Source organism: Hafnia sp. CBA7124, from assembly GCF_002355555.1.
GTDB lineage: Bacteria > Pseudomonadota > Gammaproteobacteria > Enterobacterales > Enterobacteriaceae > Hafnia > Hafnia alvei.
Window position 1 is genome coordinate 948,721 of sequence record NZ_AP017469.1, and the last position, 19,698, is coordinate 968,418.

General features: G+C 48.2%; 16 protein-coding genes. 3 read left to right on the plus strand and 13 right to left on the minus strand.

What is annotated here, in order from left to right; translation table 11 throughout:
* Positions 1–14 precede the first annotated feature (14 nt).
* Complete coding sequence (locus CPY98_RS04400) at positions 15–338, plus strand: cupin domain-containing protein (RefSeq protein ID WP_096386483.1); 324 nt, start codon at positions 15–17, stop codon at positions 336–338.
* A gap of 70 nt (positions 339–408) precedes the next feature.
* Here the strand turns inward: CPY98_RS04400 and CPY98_RS04405 are convergent, their stop codons facing one another.
* The 3 genes from CPY98_RS04405 to mtnN all read right to left on the minus strand — a co-directional run bounded on the left by CPY98_RS04405 (position 409) and on the right by mtnN (position 2,773).
* Positions 409–1,023: a TRIC cation channel family protein gene (locus tag CPY98_RS04405; protein ID WP_025800450.1), complete on the minus strand. Its 615-nt coding sequence runs from the start codon at positions 1,021–1,023 to the stop codon at positions 409–411.
* A gap of 200 nt (positions 1,024–1,223) precedes the next feature.
* Positions 1,224–2,051, minus strand: coding sequence for a vitamin B12 ABC transporter substrate-binding protein BtuF (gene btuF / locus CPY98_RS04410; RefSeq protein WP_046449573.1), 828 nt, complete (start codon positions 2,049–2,051; stop codon positions 1,224–1,226).
* 20 nt (positions 2,052–2,071) lie between these two features.
* Positions 2,072–2,773 carry a 5'-methylthioadenosine/S-adenosylhomocysteine nucleosidase gene (gene mtnN, locus CPY98_RS04415; RefSeq protein WP_043491306.1) on the minus strand — a complete coding sequence of 234 codons (702 nt, stop codon included), beginning with the start codon at positions 2,771–2,773 and terminating at the stop codon, positions 2,072–2,074.
* Positions 2,774–3,004: 231 nt separating this feature from the next.
* Between mtnN and dgt the strand changes: the two genes are divergently transcribed.
* Both dgt and degP read left to right on the plus strand, forming a co-directional pair.
* Positions 3,005–4,513 (plus strand): dGTPase, encoded by a 1,509-nt coding sequence (gene dgt, locus CPY98_RS04420; RefSeq protein ID WP_046449571.1) that lies wholly within the window; start codon positions 3,005–3,007, stop codon positions 4,511–4,513.
* Positions 4,514–4,785: 272 nt separating this feature from the next.
* Positions 4,786–6,213 carry a serine endoprotease DegP gene (gene degP, locus CPY98_RS04425; protein WP_025800454.1) on the plus strand — a complete coding sequence of 476 codons (1,428 nt, stop codon included), beginning with the start codon at positions 4,786–4,788 and terminating at the stop codon, positions 6,211–6,213.
* A gap of 71 nt (positions 6,214–6,284) precedes the next feature.
* Here the strand turns inward: degP and emrB are convergent, their stop codons facing one another.
* The 10 genes from emrB to CPY98_RS04485 all read right to left on the minus strand — a co-directional run bounded on the left by emrB (position 6,285) and on the right by CPY98_RS04485 (position 19,685).
* The gene (gene emrB / locus CPY98_RS04430) at positions 6,285–7,820 is read right to left on the minus strand and encodes a multidrug efflux MFS transporter permease subunit EmrB (RefSeq protein ID WP_025800455.1); all 1,536 of its coding nucleotides are present in this window, start codon (positions 7,818–7,820) and stop codon (positions 6,285–6,287) included.
* A 17-nt stretch (positions 7,821–7,837) separates the two neighbouring features.
* Positions 7,838–9,013 (minus strand): multidrug efflux MFS transporter periplasmic adaptor subunit EmrA, encoded by a 1,176-nt coding sequence (gene emrA, locus CPY98_RS04435; protein ID WP_025800456.1) that lies wholly within the window; start codon positions 9,011–9,013, stop codon positions 7,838–7,840.
* Positions 9,014–9,037: 24 nt separating this feature from the next.
* Positions 9,038–10,495: an efflux transporter outer membrane subunit gene (locus CPY98_RS04440; protein WP_096386486.1), complete on the minus strand. Its 1,458-nt coding sequence runs from the start codon at positions 10,493–10,495 to the stop codon at positions 9,038–9,040.
* Between the two features lie 34 nt (positions 10,496–10,529).
* Entirely contained in the window at positions 10,530–11,048 is a 519-nt protein-coding gene (gene mprA / locus CPY98_RS04445; protein WP_025800458.1) for a transcriptional repressor MprA, read from the minus strand.
* A 156-nt stretch (positions 11,049–11,204) separates the two neighbouring features.
* Positions 11,205–11,546: an L-valine transporter subunit YgaH gene (ygaH, locus tag CPY98_RS04450; RefSeq protein ID WP_025800459.1), complete on the minus strand. Its 342-nt coding sequence runs from the start codon at positions 11,544–11,546 to the stop codon at positions 11,205–11,207.
* 22 nt (positions 11,547–11,568) lie between these two features.
* Positions 11,569–12,330 carry an AzlC family ABC transporter permease gene (locus CPY98_RS04455; RefSeq protein ID WP_096386488.1) on the minus strand — a complete coding sequence of 254 codons (762 nt, stop codon included), beginning with the start codon at positions 12,328–12,330 and terminating at the stop codon, positions 11,569–11,571.
* Between the two features lie 237 nt (positions 12,331–12,567).
* Entirely contained in the window at positions 12,568–13,062 is a 495-nt protein-coding gene (locus CPY98_RS04460) for a DUF1198 family protein (RefSeq protein WP_043491320.1), read from the minus strand.
* An 824-nt stretch (positions 13,063–13,886) separates the two neighbouring features.
* Positions 13,887–14,165 carry a hypothetical protein gene (locus tag CPY98_RS04470; protein ID WP_096386493.1) on the minus strand — a complete coding sequence of 93 codons (279 nt, stop codon included), beginning with the start codon at positions 14,163–14,165 and terminating at the stop codon, positions 13,887–13,889.
* A gap of 439 nt (positions 14,166–14,604) precedes the next feature.
* Positions 14,605–14,835 carry a hypothetical protein gene (locus tag CPY98_RS04480; protein WP_096386495.1) on the minus strand — a complete coding sequence of 77 codons (231 nt, stop codon included), beginning with the start codon at positions 14,833–14,835 and terminating at the stop codon, positions 14,605–14,607.
* On the minus strand, positions 14,832–19,685 hold the full coding sequence (locus tag CPY98_RS04485; RefSeq protein ID WP_096386498.1) for an RHS repeat-associated core domain-containing protein: 4,854 nt from the start codon (positions 19,683–19,685) through the stop codon (positions 14,832–14,834). The genes CPY98_RS04480 and CPY98_RS04485 overlap by 4 nt, the downstream gene beginning before the upstream one ends.
* Positions 19,686–19,698: the final 13 nt, after the last annotated feature.

Sequence of the window (19,698 nt, forward strand, 5' to 3'; positions counted from 1 at the left end):
GAAAGGAATAAACCATGTTCTTCTTTTACCAAAATATTGCCGTTGAGCCAGCAGGTGAAGGTGTTACTCGAAAGGTTCTCGCTCACGGTGGCACGATGATGATGGTGGAGGTTTGCTTTCAAGCAGGCGCGATTGGTCCTTTGCATAATCATCCACATGAGCAGAGTACCTACGTAAAATCAGGTATTTTCAATTTTACGATTGGGGATGAAACCCATCGGGTAAGCGCGGGAGATACACTCTATAAAAAGCCGGATGTTATGCATGGCTGTGTATGCGTAGAGGCGGGAACGCTGATCGATGTGTTTACACCACAGAGAGAGGACTTTATTTCCTAGCGCTTGAAGAGAAATAGATTCAATAAAGTGAATGGATAGGAGCGGCAGGATGCTGCTCCTAGAAAATTATTTAGCTGTCTAGAGTAAACGTAGGGAGTTTCAAATGCCAACGAATGGCAGCAAGGCGAATAGCTAACGTCACGAACATGCCTAGCATCATGGCATTTTGCAGATCCATTCCGAAGGTTGCATAAGCGGTAACGTGAACAATACCGCCAATAATACAGGCCGTTGCATAAATTTCAGTGCGTAGAATCATCGGGATTTCACGGGCGAGAACATCGCGGATCATGCCACCGCCCACGCCGGTAATAACTCCCATACAAACTGCGATCAGCGGGCCAGCGCCACCGGCAAATGCTTTGTTGACACCGATACCCACAAATACGGCTAAACCAACAGCATCTAACACCGGCAGGATCCAGCTTGGTAAACGACGGGGTTGCCGCACCAATACGATAGTTGCGAGGCAGGTCACCATCGCCACAACGAGATCGGTAGGATCTTTGACCCAAAAAACAGGCCCGTGGTCGAGTGCCATATCACGAATAGTTCCGCCGCCAACGGCGGTAACAACGCCTAAAACCAGCACGCCGAACGGGTCCATTCTCAGCTTGCCTGCCAATAAAACGCCTGAGATAGCAAATACCGCGGTGCCTAGAATATCCAGCCAATATACCAGCATGGTTGGTTCCCCTGTTTGTTTCTCTGCAATGTATGACAACTGTCAAATCAGTGAGTGAGTGATTATATAATTAACTTATTGTTTTAATTGGTTATTTTATTTGTTGTGATGCAATAAGATACATTGAATTTTGAACACTTTCTATGGGGGGATACAGAATTAAACACTTTTCTTCAATGGCTAAAGAAAAGTGTTTTTAGCTACAGTGCGGTTTTAGGCGTGAGATTAACTAATTGTTCGCACAGGGACTGAGCCGCCAGAATAATGCGCGGGCCACTGCGGTTTAGCCAATCTTCGTTGATGGCGATAACGGGAACGTTTAGCTGTGGCTGCCAAAACTGCTTCACCGTTTCTATTTGCTCTTGCGAACCACTGACCACAATGACCTGTGGTTTACGGACGATCACTTGCTCGCGGCTCACCTGAGGCCAAGGTACTGGACTGTCGGCAAAAATATTGGTGGCACCGCACAGCGATAACAAATCGCTCTGGATAGTGGCTTTAGACGTCGTGAAAAGCGGCTGAGTGCCAAACTGCATCAGTACGCGAGTTGCAGTTGGGCGTTGATACTTCTCACGTAGCATTTTCACCTCGTCACGAAAATGGTTTGCCGCATCATGAGCAACCTGAGGTGTTGGGCTATAAGAGGCTAAGCGATCGAGATCGTCGGCAATCCCATCAATGCTTTTAGGATCGGAATAAAAGATGGGGATATTGAATCCGGCTAACTGATCGAGCACGCGCTGAGGGTTTCCTCCGCGCCATGCCAGAATTAAATCAGGCTTCAGCGCGAGAATACGTTCGAGGTTTATCCCTTGCCATGAGGCCACTTTTTCGAGCTTTTTTGCAGCAGGAGGGTAATCAGAATAAAGGCTGGCCGCGACCATCTTATCGCCCAGTCCTGCGGCATAGGCCATTTCAGTAGTGTGTGGCGATAGGCTAATGACGCGGTCTGCCGCAGAGAGCGGCAGACACAGCAGCAGCCAAAGAGCGCCAAGCAGGCGTGAGACAGGCTGTTTCAGTTTCATTTATGGGGTCTCATCTTTTCTCAGGCGTGTTTAGCAAATTCCTGCAACATCGCTTCGACCATCAGTGAAGATTGCTGAGCCGCAACCACTAAGAACTCATCAAAGCTCAGGTGAGATTCTTTATCCGCTACGTCAGAAATAGCGCGCACAACCACAAACGGTGTATTGAATGCATGACAAACATGAGCAACCGCAGCCGCTTCCATCTCAACGGCAGCAACGTTTGGGAAGGTTGCACGAATGCGAGCCAGAGGTTCAGCGCCGTTAATGAAAGCATCGCCACTACAAATTAAGCCGCGAACCGCATTCAGATTCAGCGCGGTGATGCAGCGCTCTGCCAGCGCAATCAGGTTGGCGTCTGCGACAAATGCCGCAGGGCAGCCAGCCATCTGGCCTGGTTCATAGCCAAAAGCAGTCACATCGGCATCGTGATAGCGAACTTCGTCAGAAACGACGATATCACCCACTTTCAGCGTGCTTGCCAAACCACCGGCAGAACCCGTGTTTATCACCACGTCTGGACGGCAATGCTCCAGCAGCAAGGTCGTACCCATCGCGGCTGAGACTTTACCAATCCCAGATTTGAGTAAAGCGATTTCAACACCACCAAGGGTGCCCGTGTAGATTTCACAGCCTGCGCGCTGCAGGGTTTGACGATTCTCAATGCGATCGCGCAGCACAGCAACTTCTTGCTCCATTGCACCAATGATGCCTACTTTCATGATAATACCTGCAAAATTGTGAGTTAATGCTCGTTAATTATTCAAGCTTAAGCCATTCAAAGACCTGCCCTAGTCTATCATGAGGAGGTAAAAAGTGCTTTTGGCTGTGAATCGGCTGCTAATGCAAGGGTTGTGGCGCACAAAGGATGAATTTTCAGTACATTACTGTTAGCGTATTCTTTTATTGGTTATTTTTTGTCTGTTGTTTGAGGACTTGGAAAAGGATGCAAAATGGATATTAATCTAGGTGCTAAATTTTGCTATCAGCGGTTTTATAGCGCGGATAGCCAAGAGCTTGACGACGGATATGAAATAGCACGACGTTTTGAAAGCGATCGTGGGCGCATTATCAACTCAGCCGCGATTCGCAGGCTACAGCAGAAAACACAGGTATTTCCTCTGGAACGAAACGCCGCCGTGCGGAGCCGCCTGACACATTCGATGGAAGTGCAGCAGGTTGGGAGGCATATTGCCAAAGAAGTGATTCATCATCTGAAAAAAACAGACCGCATAAACGAACTCGGTTTAGCGCTGTATCTTGATTCTTTTGAGAGCATCGTTGAAATGGCGTGCCTGATGCATGATATCGGTAATCCACCGTTTGGCCATTTTGGAGAATCAGCTATTAACGATTGGTTTAGCCGGCGTTTAGGTGTTATCGCGGAAGGCCAAGGTTTTTCAGATGATGAATTACAGTGCCAAGTTGCCGTGTTGCGTCGTAACGCGGTTGATACTGACCTGAATATTTTACGTGGCAAAGTTAGAATTGATTTATGCAATTTTGAAGGTAATGCACAGGCAATACGACTTATTCATACCTTATTGAGACTAAATTTAACCTACGCGCAAATTGCCTGTGTTTTTAAATATACTCGCCCAGCCTATTGGACTGGTGAGAAACCAAAGCAATATAGTTACTTGATGAAAAAGCCTGGTTATTATTGGGCAGAAGAAAGCTTCATCCATACCTTACAACGAAAAGTAAATATTCAGGAATATCACCGTTTTCCGCTGACTTATATAATGGAAGCGGCGGATGATATTTCCTATTGCGTTGCGGATTTAGAAGATGCGGTAGAAAAGAACATTTTTACCGTAGACCAACTGTATGACTATCTCAAGACCGAATGGAATAAAAATGGAGAAGGCGAACTCTTCGCCACGATTGTGGACGACGCATATTGCCGGATGCAAAAAGTGGGGCGCTCAGAAGCGTTCTTTATGTATTTGAGAGTGAATGTCATTAAAGTACTGGTGCCGCATGCCGCTGACCGGTTCTGTCATCATCTCGAGTCAATCGTTGAAGGCGCTTTTAATGAGCCGCTGATTGACGATGAAGGGCAAGAAAACCGCCTGCTTGACGTGTTTAAAAATGTTGCGCGTAGCTATGTGTTTAATCATCACGAAGTTGAACAGCTTGAGCTGCAGGGATATCGCGTTATCACTGGGCTATTAGATATTTACAGTGACCTGCTTGATATGCCAATGGACGACTTTGCGAAACTCGTTGAAGATAATAAACATAAAAAATTTCCTATCGAAACTCGCCTATTTCATAAGCTTTCAGGGAAGCACCTTGCCGCTTATCGTGAGGCCGTTAAACAGATTAAACATCTGTCTAACGAGCAACGCGAAGTTCGCGAGTATTATTATCGGGCCCGTTTAATCCAAGATTATATCAGCGGCATGACCGATCTTTATGCCTATGATGAGTACCGCCGCTTAATGGCCGCGGAATAATAAAGATGATGAATAAAGTCGAGTTTTGTAAAGACGCGCCATAATTTTTTACGCTTCCTTGACTCATGCAAAGGGAACTTCATTGTTTTATCCGACTCTTAATATGCACAAATATCACGGCTTATTTGCCAGTGATCAGATTAAGTAAACAGATTAGTTGGGACACGTTGAAAATGCTCAAATCAGACCTACGTTATAGATAAGAGCATCATGAATGACGTTATGTGTTCCTCACATTATTTATCGTTGATAATACAAGAGAAAAAAGTTCTATGAAAAAATCCACTTTAGTATTGAGTGCAGTAGCATTGAGTTTGGGAATGGCGTTAAGCCCGATGTCAGCCAGCGCGGCTGAAACGGCATCGGCTGCGACTAGCCAGCAGCTACCTAGTCTGGCACCCATGCTGGAGAAGGTGATGCCATCCGTGGTGAGCATCAATGTGGAAGGTAGCGCGACGGTGAATAACAACGCGCGTATGCCACAGCAGTTCCAGCAATTCTTTGGCGATAATTCTCCTTTCTGTCAGGAAGGATCGCCATTTAGCGGTTCACCGATGTGTCAGGGCGGCGGCGCCAACGGCCCATCGAAAGAAAAATTCAAAGCCTTGGGTTCTGGCGTCATTATTGATGCAGCCAAAGGTTACGTTGCGACGAATAACCACGTTGTAGAAAACGCAGACTCCATCCAAGTTCAATTGAGCGATGGACGCAAATATGATGCGAAAGTGATCGGCACCGATCCACGTACAGATATTGCGTTGATCCAGTTGAAAGACGCGAAAAACCTGACGGCGATTAAAATGGCCGACTCTGATGCACTGCGCGTGGGTGATTACACCGTGGCCATTGGTAACCCCTATGGTTTAGGTGAAACCGTCACTTCAGGTATCGTTTCTGCGTTAGGACGCAGTGGCCTGAATGTCGAAAACTACGAGAACTTTATCCAGACGGATGCGGCGATTAACCGTGGTAACTCCGGCGGCGCGCTGGTAAATCTAAACGGTGAACTGATCGGGATTAACACCGCGATTCTGGCACCGGACGGCGGCAACATCGGTATTGGTTTCGCCATTCCAAGCAACATGGTGAAAAATCTCACCGGTCAGATGGTCGAGTTTGGTCAAGTGAAACGTGGCGAACTGGGGATTATGGGCACCGAGCTGAACTCTGAATTGGCTAAGGCCATGAAAGTAGATGCACAGCGTGGCGCATTCATTAGCCAAGTGTTGCCGAAGTCTTCTGCGGCGAAAGCAGGTATTAAAGCCGGTGACGTGGTGGTTTCTCTGAACGGTAAAGCGATTTCCAGCTTCGCTTCGTTCCGTGCTGAAATCGGGACTATGCCAGTAGGCAGCAAGCTGAAACTGGGCTTGATCCGTGACGGTAAACCAATCACGGTTGACGTAACCTTAGAGCAGAGCCAACAAAGCCAAGTGGCATCAAGCAATGTTTTTGCCGGTATTGAAGGTGCTGAGTTGAGTAACGTGACCACCGGTAACGTCAAAGGCGTTAAGGTTGATAACGTGCAGAAGGGTTCAACGGCGGCACGTGTTGGTTTGCAGAAAGGTGACATCATTCTGGGCGTGAACCAGCAGCCAGTCGCTAACTTGGGTGAACTGCGTAAAATTATGGATTCCAAGCCACCGGTTCTGGCATTGAACATCCAACGTGGTGATAACTCACTGTATTTGCTGATGCAGTAATCGCTAAAAAGTATGCAAGAAAAAGCCGCCTAAGGGCGGCTTTTTTATATCTGAAATCGAGCGTTGGTGTTTTAGTGCGCGCCACCACCGCCACCGGCGGTTGAGAATGGTGGGCGAGCAAACCAAATTAGCACTAGCAGGGCGAGGAATACGCCCGCAGAAATCCAGAATATCTCGTTGGCCGAAATAATCAGACCTTGCGCGGTAATTTCATTTGCCAAGTAGGCTGACGCTTGCTTGCTGCTCATGCCCAGCTTTTCCAATTCACTGTATGTCTGCTGCGCTATTGGATTATAGGGGTTCACCGATTCCGTCAGCTGTGAATGGTGCAGCGCTTCGCGGCGCGTCCATAGCGTCGTGGTTATCGATGTTCCGATAGAACCTGCCAGCGTACGACAGAAGTTACTCAGGCTCGAGGCCGCCGCCAAACGTTCTGGTGGAAGACCAGAAAGGCTGATGGTGGTCAGTGGCATAAAGAAGCACGCCACGGCGAAGCCCTGAATAAACTGCGGCCACGCGGATGCGCCAAAGTCCATGCCGGGTTCGAAGGTATAAGCACGCCAGTAGAAGCACACTGCATACATAATGAAGCTGAACGTCACTAGGCGACGCATATCTAGTTTCGGCGCAAACTTACCAATGATTGGCGAAAGCAGTACCGGAATCAAACCGACGGGTGCAGATGCCAAACCGGCCCACGTTGCGGTATACCCATAGACCTCTTGCAGTAGCTGAGGCAGCAAAACGATGGCGCCAAAGTAGAGCATATAGGCCAAGCTGATACACAGCACGCCGATGGTAAAGTTTCGCATCTTAAAGAGCGACAGATCGACGACCGGATGGTCATCGGTAAGCTCCCAGACCAGCAAGAAGCACAGCGCTACCACGGCGACAACCGTCAGCACGATGATCTCGGTGGAGTTGAACCAATCGAGCTCTTTACCTTTATCCAGCATGACCTGCAAACAGCCCACGCCAAGCGCCAGAAGTACTAGACCCACCGTATCGATAGGTTTGATCTCGGTTTTGGTTTCACGTCCTTTCAACGTAGACATTGCGACCAGCGCAACGGCAATCCCTAGAGGGACGTTGATAAAGAAGATCCAGCCCCAGTGATAGTTATCACTGATATAACCACCCAAAATCGGTCCACATATCGGCGCGACGATCACGGTCATGGACCACATCGCCAACGCCATACTTCGCTTCGCTGGCGGGTAGTTACTGAGCAAGAGACTTTGTGACAGCGGGATCAGCGGGCCTGCGACAATCCCCTGCAAAACGCGGAAGAAGATCAGCATTTCCAGACTAGAGGAGATCCCACATAGCCAAGACGCGGCGGCAAACAGGATCGTCGACCACAGGAATAGGCGAACTTCCCCGAAGCGTTTTGCTAGCCAGCCAGTGATCGGAATCGAGATGGCGTTTGCCACCCCGAATGATGTGATCACCCAGGTTCCCTGCGAGTTAGATGCACCTAGGTTCCCGGAGATCGTCGGGATCGCCACGTTGGCAATCGTCGAGTCCAGAACCTGCATAAAGGTGGCCATTGCTAGCGCCACCGTCATCCATGCAAGCCGTGCGCCCTCAAGCGGTTTTTGTTGCACGTTAACCTCTGCCGTTTTTAGCTTGCGTTAGCCTGAATGATCTCGGCAATCACTTGATTCACCGGATCCAGATTCAACGTCAGGACATTACTTTCGTATGCAGGCGTTTTACGTACGGTATTTGCCAACACTAAACCGTCGGCATTTGCGGTATCAACCGTCACCAGCGTAGACAAACCGATACGTAGCGGATGCTCTGCAATCTGTTTCGCATCAAGCTCAATACGTACAGGCAAGCGCTGAACCACTTTGATCCAGTTGCCGGTGGCATTCTGGGCAGGTAACAGAGAGAACGCGCTGCCAGTCCCCATATCCAAGCCGACGACTTTACCTTTATAAACTACGTCGTCACCGTACATGTCACTCACGACGGTTGCTGGTTGGCCAATACGCATACCGGCTAACTGGGTTTCTTTAAAGTTGGCATCAATCCACAGTTGGTTATCCGGCACCACTGCCATCAGTGGGGTGCTCGGCGTGATTTGAGCGCCCACTTGAACACTGCGGCGTGATACATAGCCGGTAATCGGGCTGCGAATCTGAGTACGTTCCAGTGCCAGCCATGCATCACGAACCTGTGCTGCTGCCTGTTGAATGGCCGGCTGTTTTTCTAGCGGCGTATTCAGAATCAACGCCTGATTAGCGTTGTATTGCTGAACGGCAACGTCTAATGCGGCTTTCGCACTTTCAACGGCGTCTTGCGCGTGTTGCAGTTCTTCACGGCCAATGGCGTTAACGCTGCCTAAAACCTGACGGCGTTTATAGTCATCGGTCGCTTTATTCAGCTCGGTTTTACGCAGCTGAATGTTAGCTTGATACTGCTTGCTATTAATAATCAGCTGGTGGGTTTGACGAACGCTGTTTGCCAGCGCGGTTTTGGCTTTTTCATACGCCTGTTCAGCATCGGTACGATCGAGCGTAACCAGAATATCACCGGCTTTCACCAGATCGGTTCCGTCGAAATAAACCTTGGTTACGCTGCCGGAAACCTGTGCACTGATCTGCACCTGATTACCGGTGACATACGCATCGTCAGTTTCCTGATGATGACGCAGAACGAGAAACCAATAAGCCAAATAGGCAATGCCAATAACAACAAAAATGACGGTCAAAATCGTGAGCCACGTTTTACGCTGTCTTTTTTTGTTTGAAGGTTGCTGCTGAGTGGTTTGAGCTGCCACGCTTTCGCTCATGTGTATCTCCGCCTTACTAAAATATTATGCTTTTGAATTCACGGCTGGGGCTTGGTAGCCGCCGCCAAGTGAACGAATAAGTCCAATTTTTGCCTGCAACAGATTATTTTTGGCATTCAATTCTGCCTGTTGCTGTTGTAACAGTTGAGTTTCGCTGTTGAGCATAGGAAGACGTCCTGTCAGCCCGCTTTGGTACTGAGCCTGCGCAACACGGTAAACCTGTCCCGTAGACTGCGAAGCGTCCTGTGCCTGCTGATACATTTGGTTTGCGCTTTGTTGCTGTGTAATCGCATCAGCCGCATCTTGAACTGCACTAAGGATAGTCTGGTTATAAGATTCTACCGCCTGATCGTATAGCGCTGATTCTTCACCCAATTTGCTCTGCAGTGCACCTGCGTGGAATATTGGCAGCGAAATCGCTGGCGCTAAATTCCATGCTTTACTCGCGGCCTCAAGCAATGTGGGATTGGTGCCTTTGAAGTTGGCGGTGGTAAAACCGGCAAAACCACTGATGGATACGCTCGGATAGAAGTCTTTACGCGCCGCCTGAACGCTTTGCTCATACGATTCGACTAACTCACGCTGAGCCGTGATATCAGGACGTTGACCTAGCAGATCGATGGTTAACTCAGTCGGTGGAGTGAGCAGATTGCTATCTGGCAAAGCAACGCGCTGGAGGTTAGATTTTCCGGCGGCGCTTTTTCCTGTCAACGCAGCAATTTGATGAGACAGCAAATCAATCTGCGTTTGGATTTGTGTCACGAGCTGGCGATTGATATCTACCTGTGCCTGCGACTGTTGCCACACTTCAATGCCGATGACGCCCGCGTTGTATTGTTGCTCATTGATTTCAGCCAATGCTTGATAGGATTGGATCTGCTTATTGAGCAAATCCTGCATCGCATAGTCACTTTGCAACTGATAATACGCAGACGCAATGGCAGATGTCAGGGATAACGCCGTTTGCTGTTGCTCTGCGTGAGCAGCATTCACCTGAGCTTTTGCGGCATTCACCTGATTGCGATATTTTCCCCACCAGTCAAACTCATAGCTAAAGCTTAAGCCCAAATTATTGGTGGTTTCATACAGCGGCTGTGGATTCGGTACGTTAGGCGCCAGAGGCTGGATCGTGTTCTTGGAGAACCGATCGCGGCGGCTATTGGCGGTTAAATCCAAATTAGGGCCGTTGGCCGAGTTCGCCATGCCTACTGCGTTCTCGGCTTCACGCGCGCGCGCCGCCGCCTGTTTCAACGTCGGCGCATTTTTCAGGGCGTCGTTCATCAACGCATTAAGCTGTGTGTCGTTGGCTGCCGTCCACCAGTTAATACTCACCGCTTTGACGGTGTTCGTCGGCGTGGATAACTGCAATTGCTGTGAGTTCAGCAGTGAAGACTGCGGTTCAATATTATTAGTTGATGCGCAGCCAGCAAGCAGAAGCATCGTAGCGAGCACAGTCATTTGCCTACGAATAGGGAATTGCATGGTTAATACCTGACGATTGAGATGGCGCGCGCGATTACTGCGTTAGGCCAGATTGTTCCATTTCTTCGATGCGACCCAGCAGCTTGCGCGTTAGGGTTTCGAGCTGTTGTTGCTCGTCCGCACTCAGAGTAGACCATAAGAAATGCAGGCATTTGTGCTGCGGAGGAATAATTTCCCCGAGGAACGCCTCACCGGCTTCGGTTAGGTGTAAATGCAGGCAACGGCGATCGCTGTCACTTTCTTTACGTTCGATCCAGCCGCGTTTTTCTAACTCATCGGCAATGCGAGTCGCATTGGTACGTGATGAGCCTAACGCCGCGCTCAGTTCAGATGGCTGAATACTTTTGCTCTCTTGCGCATCCAGCGTGATCAGAGCCATGAACAGTGTTTCGTTAATCCCTTGTTCTTTTAGCATTTTGTTGCGATTTTCCAACAATTTGCTTTGCATGTGCATACACAGGCGCGTCAATAAAATTTCTTGATAAGGGAAGTCTTTTTGACGGAGCGCGCGTTGCTTCAGCATTTCCTCAATATGAGTCATAGAACTTGACATGGGCATAACCTCATTAGTTTCGGGCGGTATAGTAACTACAGGGATTAATAATGTAAATAATCTAACACATAAATAATTAGCAGTAATTGTTATTAATTGCTGTTAGAAACATTATCCATAAAAATAGTTTGACTGGTTAATATCACTTAGTCGGAATCAGGTAAACATCATCATCATCTTAAAAACCAGCCCAAAGGTGACTGCGCCGGACAACGTTGACATGATGATGCTTTGTGAGCGGTAGAAGCACAGCCCAAGGGCAAGAAAACCGCACAGGGTAGGAATCAGCCGCTCATGTTGGGCTAAGATCTCGGGTGTGCTAGAAACCACCAGCAACGCACAAATTGAGGCGATGCCAATATTATCTAAAAGAAGGGCGACAATACCTTGTTTAGCAGCATCGCTTTTGCGTGCACGTCCCAGTCGGAGTGGTAAGTAACGAAAGAGAAAGTTCGCACCACCCACCACTAAGCTAATGGTGATCACCGTTGAGTCCATCGCGAGGCTGCTGAAGGAGAAATTATTTATCATCGCAAACCTCTGGGAGTGACTGTGGTTTAGGGCTAAACAATGAGGCGATGCAACCAGCCGCGATACCGGCCAAAATGGAGGCAGGTATTGAAAAAATAAGCAGCGCGGCCAAAGACGCTGCGATGGATGCAACTACCGTAAAACTCTGCTGACGCTTAAAAGAAGCCAACAAGAAGCTCAAAAAGAGCGCGGGCAACATAAAGGTAAGTGACGCTTCTATAGCTGGATAGGCTTTCAGCGGACCATTGCCGAAAACTGCGCCCACAGCGGTGCCAACTACCCATGAGAGCCATGAGCAAAGCGCAATGCCGATCATCCAGTTTTCGCTCCACTGGCGGTTATCACGCATGAGTTTGCTGGTTGCGGCGGCAAACACTTCATCAGTTAGGCCAAATGCCCAGAGCGCGGTTTTCCCTGGACTCATTTGGGTGATGATTCGATGGCGTAGCGACGGGCCATATAGAATATGGCGAATATCCATCGCCATCACAGTGAGTGCTGAAACCCATAACGACATTCCCGCGCTGAGCAATGCGGTGATCACAAATTGGCTGGCACCGGCATAGATAACGCTGGAAAAGAAAATGCTCTCGAGCGGAGAGAACCCGAGTTTTACCGCGGTTAAACCGAAAGCAAAGGCGACGGGAAAGTAACCAATCACAATAGGCAGGCTATCTACGATGCCTTCTTTAAATGTCGACGGCGTGGCAACAGGCTCTGCGGCTTGTTCAACAGAAGTATGAGTTTGCATTTTTGAGTCGTTATTTGATTGGATTAGAGACACTACAAACGTATGAATCGTTAAGGCGATCACATTATCAGACTGTATACATGCATGATAGTCCCGCGGATAATTAAAATGAAAAATAACTATTCGCAGGCTAATTTATGTGCATTGTATATATACAGCTGAGGATACATAGCAGAAATAACTATGCACCCTCGCAGTGATGAGCTTAGGGCGAAGTATTCAGAGGTTGGCATCGAACTAGTCGTGATCCGACGAACCATCCATATAGTAGACATTGCTATTGGCTGCACCGCCGTCTGTAGATAATGCCGTAAATCTCGCGTTGTAACGCAGACGATAGGCCGCCATCTCATTAGGGTCTGGTTCAAGTTCGCGCAAAAATGTTAGGGCCAAGCGTACGTGTTTATGGGTAATTTCAGTGGGCAGATGGGCTTTGCGCAAAACCGAACGCCAAAACGTTAAGCTCTCGTCAGATTCATCAACGATAAATGTCTGGTAGATAAGCAACACGCCAGCGGCATTGCCCATATGCGACTCATTATCCTGCAACAGATAGCTGATAAATTCACCACCCGCCGTTTTACCCATTTGACTCAGCATCGACTCAACATACACCGGCTCAATGTTTAATCGCTTCGTCAGAGCCTGAGATGCGCGCCGCGCATCCGAGTTCAACACCCGAAAGCCGACAATAAATACCACCACCAGCGTTGCCAGCATTAACCAAATCATGGAAAGCCCTATCAAGAAAAGTGAGTGACATCATAATGGCAAAAAACGCTGCCGCAAAATAATCACGTCATAGATGTCGTTCTTAAAAACGTTGAGTAACGTTTGTGGGGCATTTTCTTAAAAATAATGTAATTGAAGATATCAAACTGCTAGGGTGGATAAGCTCGCAGCTCGTACCATAGATGAAGATGGCCTGCAGAACTCAAGATTTTTGCCTGTGAGTACATTTAGCTTGGCCGTCCCTGCTGAGTAACTAGGTGATATTTGTATTCGAACAATATCGGTATTTTAATAAGCGTGCTCAACAACCACATTTATTGCCTTAATTCCTGTGGTTTTCGGATGATTAGACCAAGCATTATATTCATGTTCTATATCTCCAGTTAATATCCATTGGTATCCTATCTCTTGGCAAATTTGTATTGCATTAAAAATAATATATTGCCATTGGGTATCAGTTTTTTTATAACAAAGCTATACTGGTTATCATCATGGGTAATTTTTTCATAATTTTCTGTGATGATTTTTTTAATTTTATTTAGAATGATAAGTTTCTTCTTCTCATCATGTGACGAGAAGAAACACTCAATTTTAATGGACGTCATTTATGAGTTACCTTTCCAATCAAAGATATATTGGCATGGTTATCTTCTCTGATAAGTTACTCTATTGATATTGAAAATATTTTTACTTTTTATGAGACAAGTAAAACTGTAGGTATTTATTATCAAAGCCTTGAAATGCCCTTATCTTTCCCTTTTGATAGGCTTTTTTAAATTGCTCCATTGCCTCATTCTCTAGGCCAAGTTCAACATATACTTTCCCTAAATTAATTCTGATGTTGCTTTGTAAGGAATTTTACAGTTAAATACTTCCTTAGCCCATTTTTCTGCAGAAATATAATCCTTCAAAGAAAAATAAACATTATAAATGCATCTTATTAACCATCGAGTTTCATCAATATCATAAATATTCTCATAAGAGTTACGAAGATCATCTAAGACGGAAAAATAGATATCGAGAGACTCTTTATTTTTACCCTGCTCATGAAGACTGTTTCCTTTTTCAATCCGCTTTACAATCATTTCGTAAGGTATTGTCATTTGTTTTTTATTCCTAATTTAACAATTACAGATAAGTAAACTTGTCTCAATTTAGCGCCAGCTGAGCGGTTTATTGAGTTGTGATCAAGCACATAGTTATTTGAGTCAAGCATCCATTTCCTTACTTCTTCAGATCGCTCTCCTTAATGTCTGCCTGTTTGATTCCACCATGTGACAGCGTCGGTAGTATGAGGCATATCTGCTTCAGTTAATGGATACCATTTATTATCTGAAGTTTGGGATTTTATGTCTTCATCAGTGCCTCAAAATTTTCCTTCAGCTTGTCGGTTTGTGTCCTTTCAATAACTTTTAGTTAAGTCTATAATTATTTATGGATTATTATTATGTATTATATGGTTATTATTTATGTATATGCTAATAAATACTTTATTTTCTTGGGCTTGAAACGTGAATGGAAGAAAATCTTCAATTCTTCGATTTAATCAGTTAATTCATTTTCAATAAAATGAATAACTTCTTTTTTACTTAGCTCAAACTGTGGTCCTGCATCAATGCCCCTAAGATAATTAATTACATACTCTAGCTTACTATCTACAACATCATGATCGAGATAAAACTCTAACGCATATCTTGCAACAATAGATGGGGTATAGCTGTGACGGATTCTTTCGCTTAATCCAGCAATAAAATCTTTCCTAAGTTGGTTCATTTTTTCATCACCAATTTTATTGCTCTTCCTAACAAAGTTACTTTGCCTGCATCTATATCTGCTTTAGTGGGCGGGTAATGAGGTAAGTCTAAAATTTCGCCGTTTTTCATTTTTGGATGGACTCTATTTACTCGGCCTGAATGGTCGTATGTCTCCTCCCAAACGGTTACATTTCCTGTTGATGGATCCCATTCTGTAACGTGAGACCGGCCTCTCGTCGGTCCTTCGGTTCTAGCAGGAACCTCTGCATCATAGTATCGAATTCGTCCATCAGGCAAAGTCTTAGTTCTAACTGATGTTTTTTGAGCTTTTTCCAGAGCTCTTTGTTTTCTTCTTAATTTTATACCGGATTCGTCAGTCTCCGGACACCCACTCAACCCCAACGGATCCACCCAGCTCAGCGGGCTTGGCACATAGGCGTAGGCATTAACGCCGCCGGCTAAACCTATGGGGTCTGGCGATAAATACCGCAGGGCAGAGACATCATAATAGCGATAGCGGTTGTAAGACAACCCGCTTTCTTCGTCGTGATATTGCCCCTGAAAACGCAGTGGCTGCGGGATGTGGTTGACGAGGGTGAAGGACTGTTGTCCGTAGGCGTGGTACACCGCGCTCCACACTATTTCGCCGCTGGGGGAAACGAGCTCCTGCGGCGTGCCGAGGTGGTCGTTAATGTAGTAAAACACTTTGGTGTTTTTGCCGCGTCCGCCGAGCATCGCTAGCGGGCGAAAGCTGTTGCCGTTGGGTTCATAGACGTAGCTGCGGCAATTCGTGGCATCGGTGTGCGGCTCGGGGCCGAATGCGCTGGGATGCCCGCCGGGACAGGCGAGTTTTTCATCACACTCAGAAATGAGGCGGTCGTCCTGCCAGAAGAACAGCCGGCTTTCGCCCGTGAGCACATTGTGTTTGCGGACGCGTCTGCCAAAGCAATCATAGTCGTAGGTAAACGACGTTATTTCATTGCCGTGGCGGGTTTCACGAAAACCAACCAGCCGATGCTCACCGTCCCAACGATAATGGCGCACGGCGTATTGGTCAGAACCATAACTGTCTTGAATACAATTGCCGTATTCATCGTAGCGATAGTGATGGCTACCGAGCAGCGTTAGCCGGTTACCGGTAGTGCGTTTCAGCGCCTGAAGCTCCGGTGAAGCCGAAGCACCCAACACGTTATGGGTCGCATCCGGGGCAAATATTTCGTTGTGACCCGCGTAGCCCGCTTGAAGTAGCGCCGGTGTCGGGCGATAGGTTTCCTGCGTGAAGCGCCCGCGCACGTCGTGGTTGAAGGTTTTGCTGCCTTTGTGTTGGTCGGTGATGCTGGCGAGATTGCCGACGGCGTCGTAAGTGTAATCGCGCTGCACTAGCAGGTTAGGCTCGCCCTGACGTTGTACCTGCTGACGTTGCAGGCGTTGCAATGGGTCATGAATAAACTGACTCACCAGCTCACCGTGGCGGCGGGTGATTTCCTGTCCGTTGCGCCAGCCGTGTTCGGTGAGTAATTGCCCGTCGAGGTCGATACGGATAGTGCGCCCGTTATGGTGCAGAAAATCGAGCTGTTGGCCGTCTGGCAGACGCATCTGGGTGAGATTGCCAGCGGCGCCATACGCATAATGCTGGCTGGCAAAACACTGGTGCTCCTGCGTGAGTCGCCCGCATTTATCATATTGCCAAGCCAGCGGCCACGCCGTATCGTCGGCCAGATTGAGGCGCCCAAAACCATCGTAGCCGTAGGTCACGGTGACGCCATCTGGCGTAGTTTTGCTGCTGAGCCGACCGGCGACATCCCGTTGATAGGTGGTGACTAATGCGGTGTCGTCACGCAGGCTATCGCCATATTCAGTGCGCTTGGTGACGCTGCCGCTGGCGTCGTATTCCCAGCATAAACGCCGCCCGTCAAAGGTTTGCTCCTGACTGACGAGTCCGCCTGGCGTGTAGTCAATGTGATAGCGCTCGTGACGGGCGTTAATAATGTCGCTGACCTGTCCATGAATATTGTCATAGCGATATTCTTCGCTGGTGCCATTTGCGTAGATGATATGTTTGAGCAGAGTGGAGTGGGGCAGATACTCAAACCGAGTTTGATTGCCCAGCTCGTCTTGTTCGAGTGTGATTTGATTGTAGGCGTTGTATTGCCAGCGTTTAATCTGCCCGTTGGGCCAGCGAATAGCCACCAGCCTGTCAGCGTTATCCCAAGCAAACTGCGTGGCGTTAGGCGACAAGTTCGAGTCTGACGCCTGCGGCGGGCGTTCGCCCTGAAAAACTAACCGACCTTGCTCATCGTAACGATAATGAGTGACGACCCCATCGCGCGCGGTATGCTCAAATACCTGACCTAGCGCGTTAACGCTAAAAGCTTCATAGCTATCATCAGGAAAATGAATTCGGGTTAAGGCGCCTTCCTGTGACCATAGGTACTGGGTGGTATGCCCTTCAGCATCAATGTAATGACTCACATTGCCGTGCTGGTCATAGCGCCAGTGCTCACGGTGTTTGGCCAAACCATCGGCGCTTACATGGATTTTTTCAATTCGACGTCCGCGAGAATAACGGTAGCGGAGCCACTGTCCATCCGGCAGATGCTCGGCGATGACTTGATTGTCGCGGTTATAGCTGTATTGCGTTTGCTGCCCGAGTGGGTCAGTGGTGCTCAGTAACTCGCCCTGAGGCCCGTAGTGATTCTCCGTGGTGCCGCCATCAGCGCTGATGCTTTTGAGCAAACGCGCAGTACGGATATCGTGCTGCCAAACTTCTTGGCTGCCGTCTTCATAACAGACCGTGACGCAGCCGTTTTGAACATCCCATTGATAGCGGCGGTCGAGATTGGGCAGATTACTCCAATGGCGTATTGCTCGCGCCGATTTCCCTCGCCCGTCCCATTCCCAATAAAACTCTGCGCCGCCAGCTAACTGTCGTAGGGTAAATAGGTAATCGTCGCGGTAGGCGTAGCGTTCAGTTTCACCCGCTGCATTAATCGCGGCACAAAGCTGCCCATTGGTATCGTACTCATAGCGCATATGGACGAAATATTTATGTCCCGTGTCGGGCATCAGCGCATGGCAGTTGTGTACGCGTACCACGCTGGTCAGTCGCATACCGTGCGGCGTTTTGCTATAGCGAAGCTGCAACGCTGTACCTGCCGGATTATCTAATCGCGTTGGCAGCCCATTTTCGTAGTGCAGATTCAGGTGCTGTTGCTGGTTAGAAAAACCCGTTATTAGTCCATTTTCACCGTTGGCTGCACGCTTAACGTGCATCACCCAGCCCTCTAACGCAGCGCAGGACAATAAATATTCATCGTCGCTGCTGCCCAGCCAAACGGCCGCTTTGCCTAGGGGGTTAACGCCGCTAGGGATGTGTTGGTCGGGAAGCGGCAGGGTGGTTGTTAGGTTTTCGTGGTTTAGCCAAATAATGTGCTCATCGGTAAATCGAACGCTATGTTGTAGGCTGTGGCTCCAGCCATAGCCGAATACTGAATCACACTCAACAGAACTGCTACGGTACTGGCGAACAAAGCTGAAAGGGTGGATGCCGAGCAACGAAGCATCTTCTAGCCTGAGAAGTTCCTCACCGTTAACCATGGAAACGGGGCAGCCGTTGCTCTCTGTGCAGGTGGTGTTATCCGATGGGGTGTCGTTGTTATCTTCCGAAGGAGCATTATGCGTTTTTTGCTCGGTTTGAAGTTCAGTGCTGTCATTAGGGCCAAGATGAGTTTCTTTATCTGCGCCCAGTTTGGCGTTGGTTTGGCGAATATGGTTTTTTTTGCGTGAGGGTGAGAAAAACTTGCCCACCAGCTCGAAAATAGAGGAAAGGATTTTATTCAGCGCGTTCCATACCTCTTGAACGAGTTTTATGCCCTTAGAAACCAGCTTCCCAAGTTTGGAGGCTAAAAATAGGGCACCTACCGGAGCGGCGACCATAGACAGCAAGGCACCAAAAATAATTCCGGAAAGAATATCGCCAATCATGCCCGCAATAGAGGAGAGCAAATCGCCGAAAGGAAACATTCGAAGGCGTAGCATCGCGGCACGGGCAAACAGATAAAGTGCCGCTTCATCGTTAAAGAAGGCCATAAGATCGCGAGCGAGATCTTTGCTGCCGTTCAAGATACCGTTGATATCCGGCATGCCGATGTTTCCGATACAGGCCATGACGCCGCTGGCTTTTTGGCCGAGAGCTTCGGCGCTGGCGACAGGATCGGAAATGATGTTGTAGGCCACTTTGGTGTCGTCCCACAAATCGGTCACGCTGCTGCATAAACCCGTCGCAAAAGCTTCAGCTATCGATGTCGCGATGGCGCTTAGCGTCCATTGCGGTTTTTCGCTGGCCCACGAGGCGGATAGCTGAGCAAAGATATCCTGTGACAGCACGTCATAGGCGGCCAGCAGTTCTTTATTATGTGCTTCAAGGCTATCGTCGAGGGCTCGGGCGTAATACCTTTCTCCTGGTGTGAGATTGTCAAATTCGGCCTTGCCGTTGGCATCTGTTTTCTTGGCACCAACTTTGCTATCGGGGCTGAATGTTGCGTTGTGAAACAGCTCAACGTTGACATCGGGGATCGGTAAATCCAGCGTAGATTCATGTTTGATCACCACGGTGATTTTGCGATTTTTTGGACAAACGATGGCGGCGCTGAGAGATTCAGAATCATTTTGTGAAGCGGTCGTGCTGGTGCCGTTAATGCTAATAACGCGCTCCATTTCGAGCGTTGGGCCGCCGAACGCGCCTGAAATCGCGCTCTCTTTTGCCCACTTAGTGACGCATTCACGATAATCCTGCGTGATGAGCGTATTATTTTTAAACATCGCCAGTTCTTCATCGATACTGGCAACGTATTCAGCAAGTAAGTCCATGTGTATCGTCCGT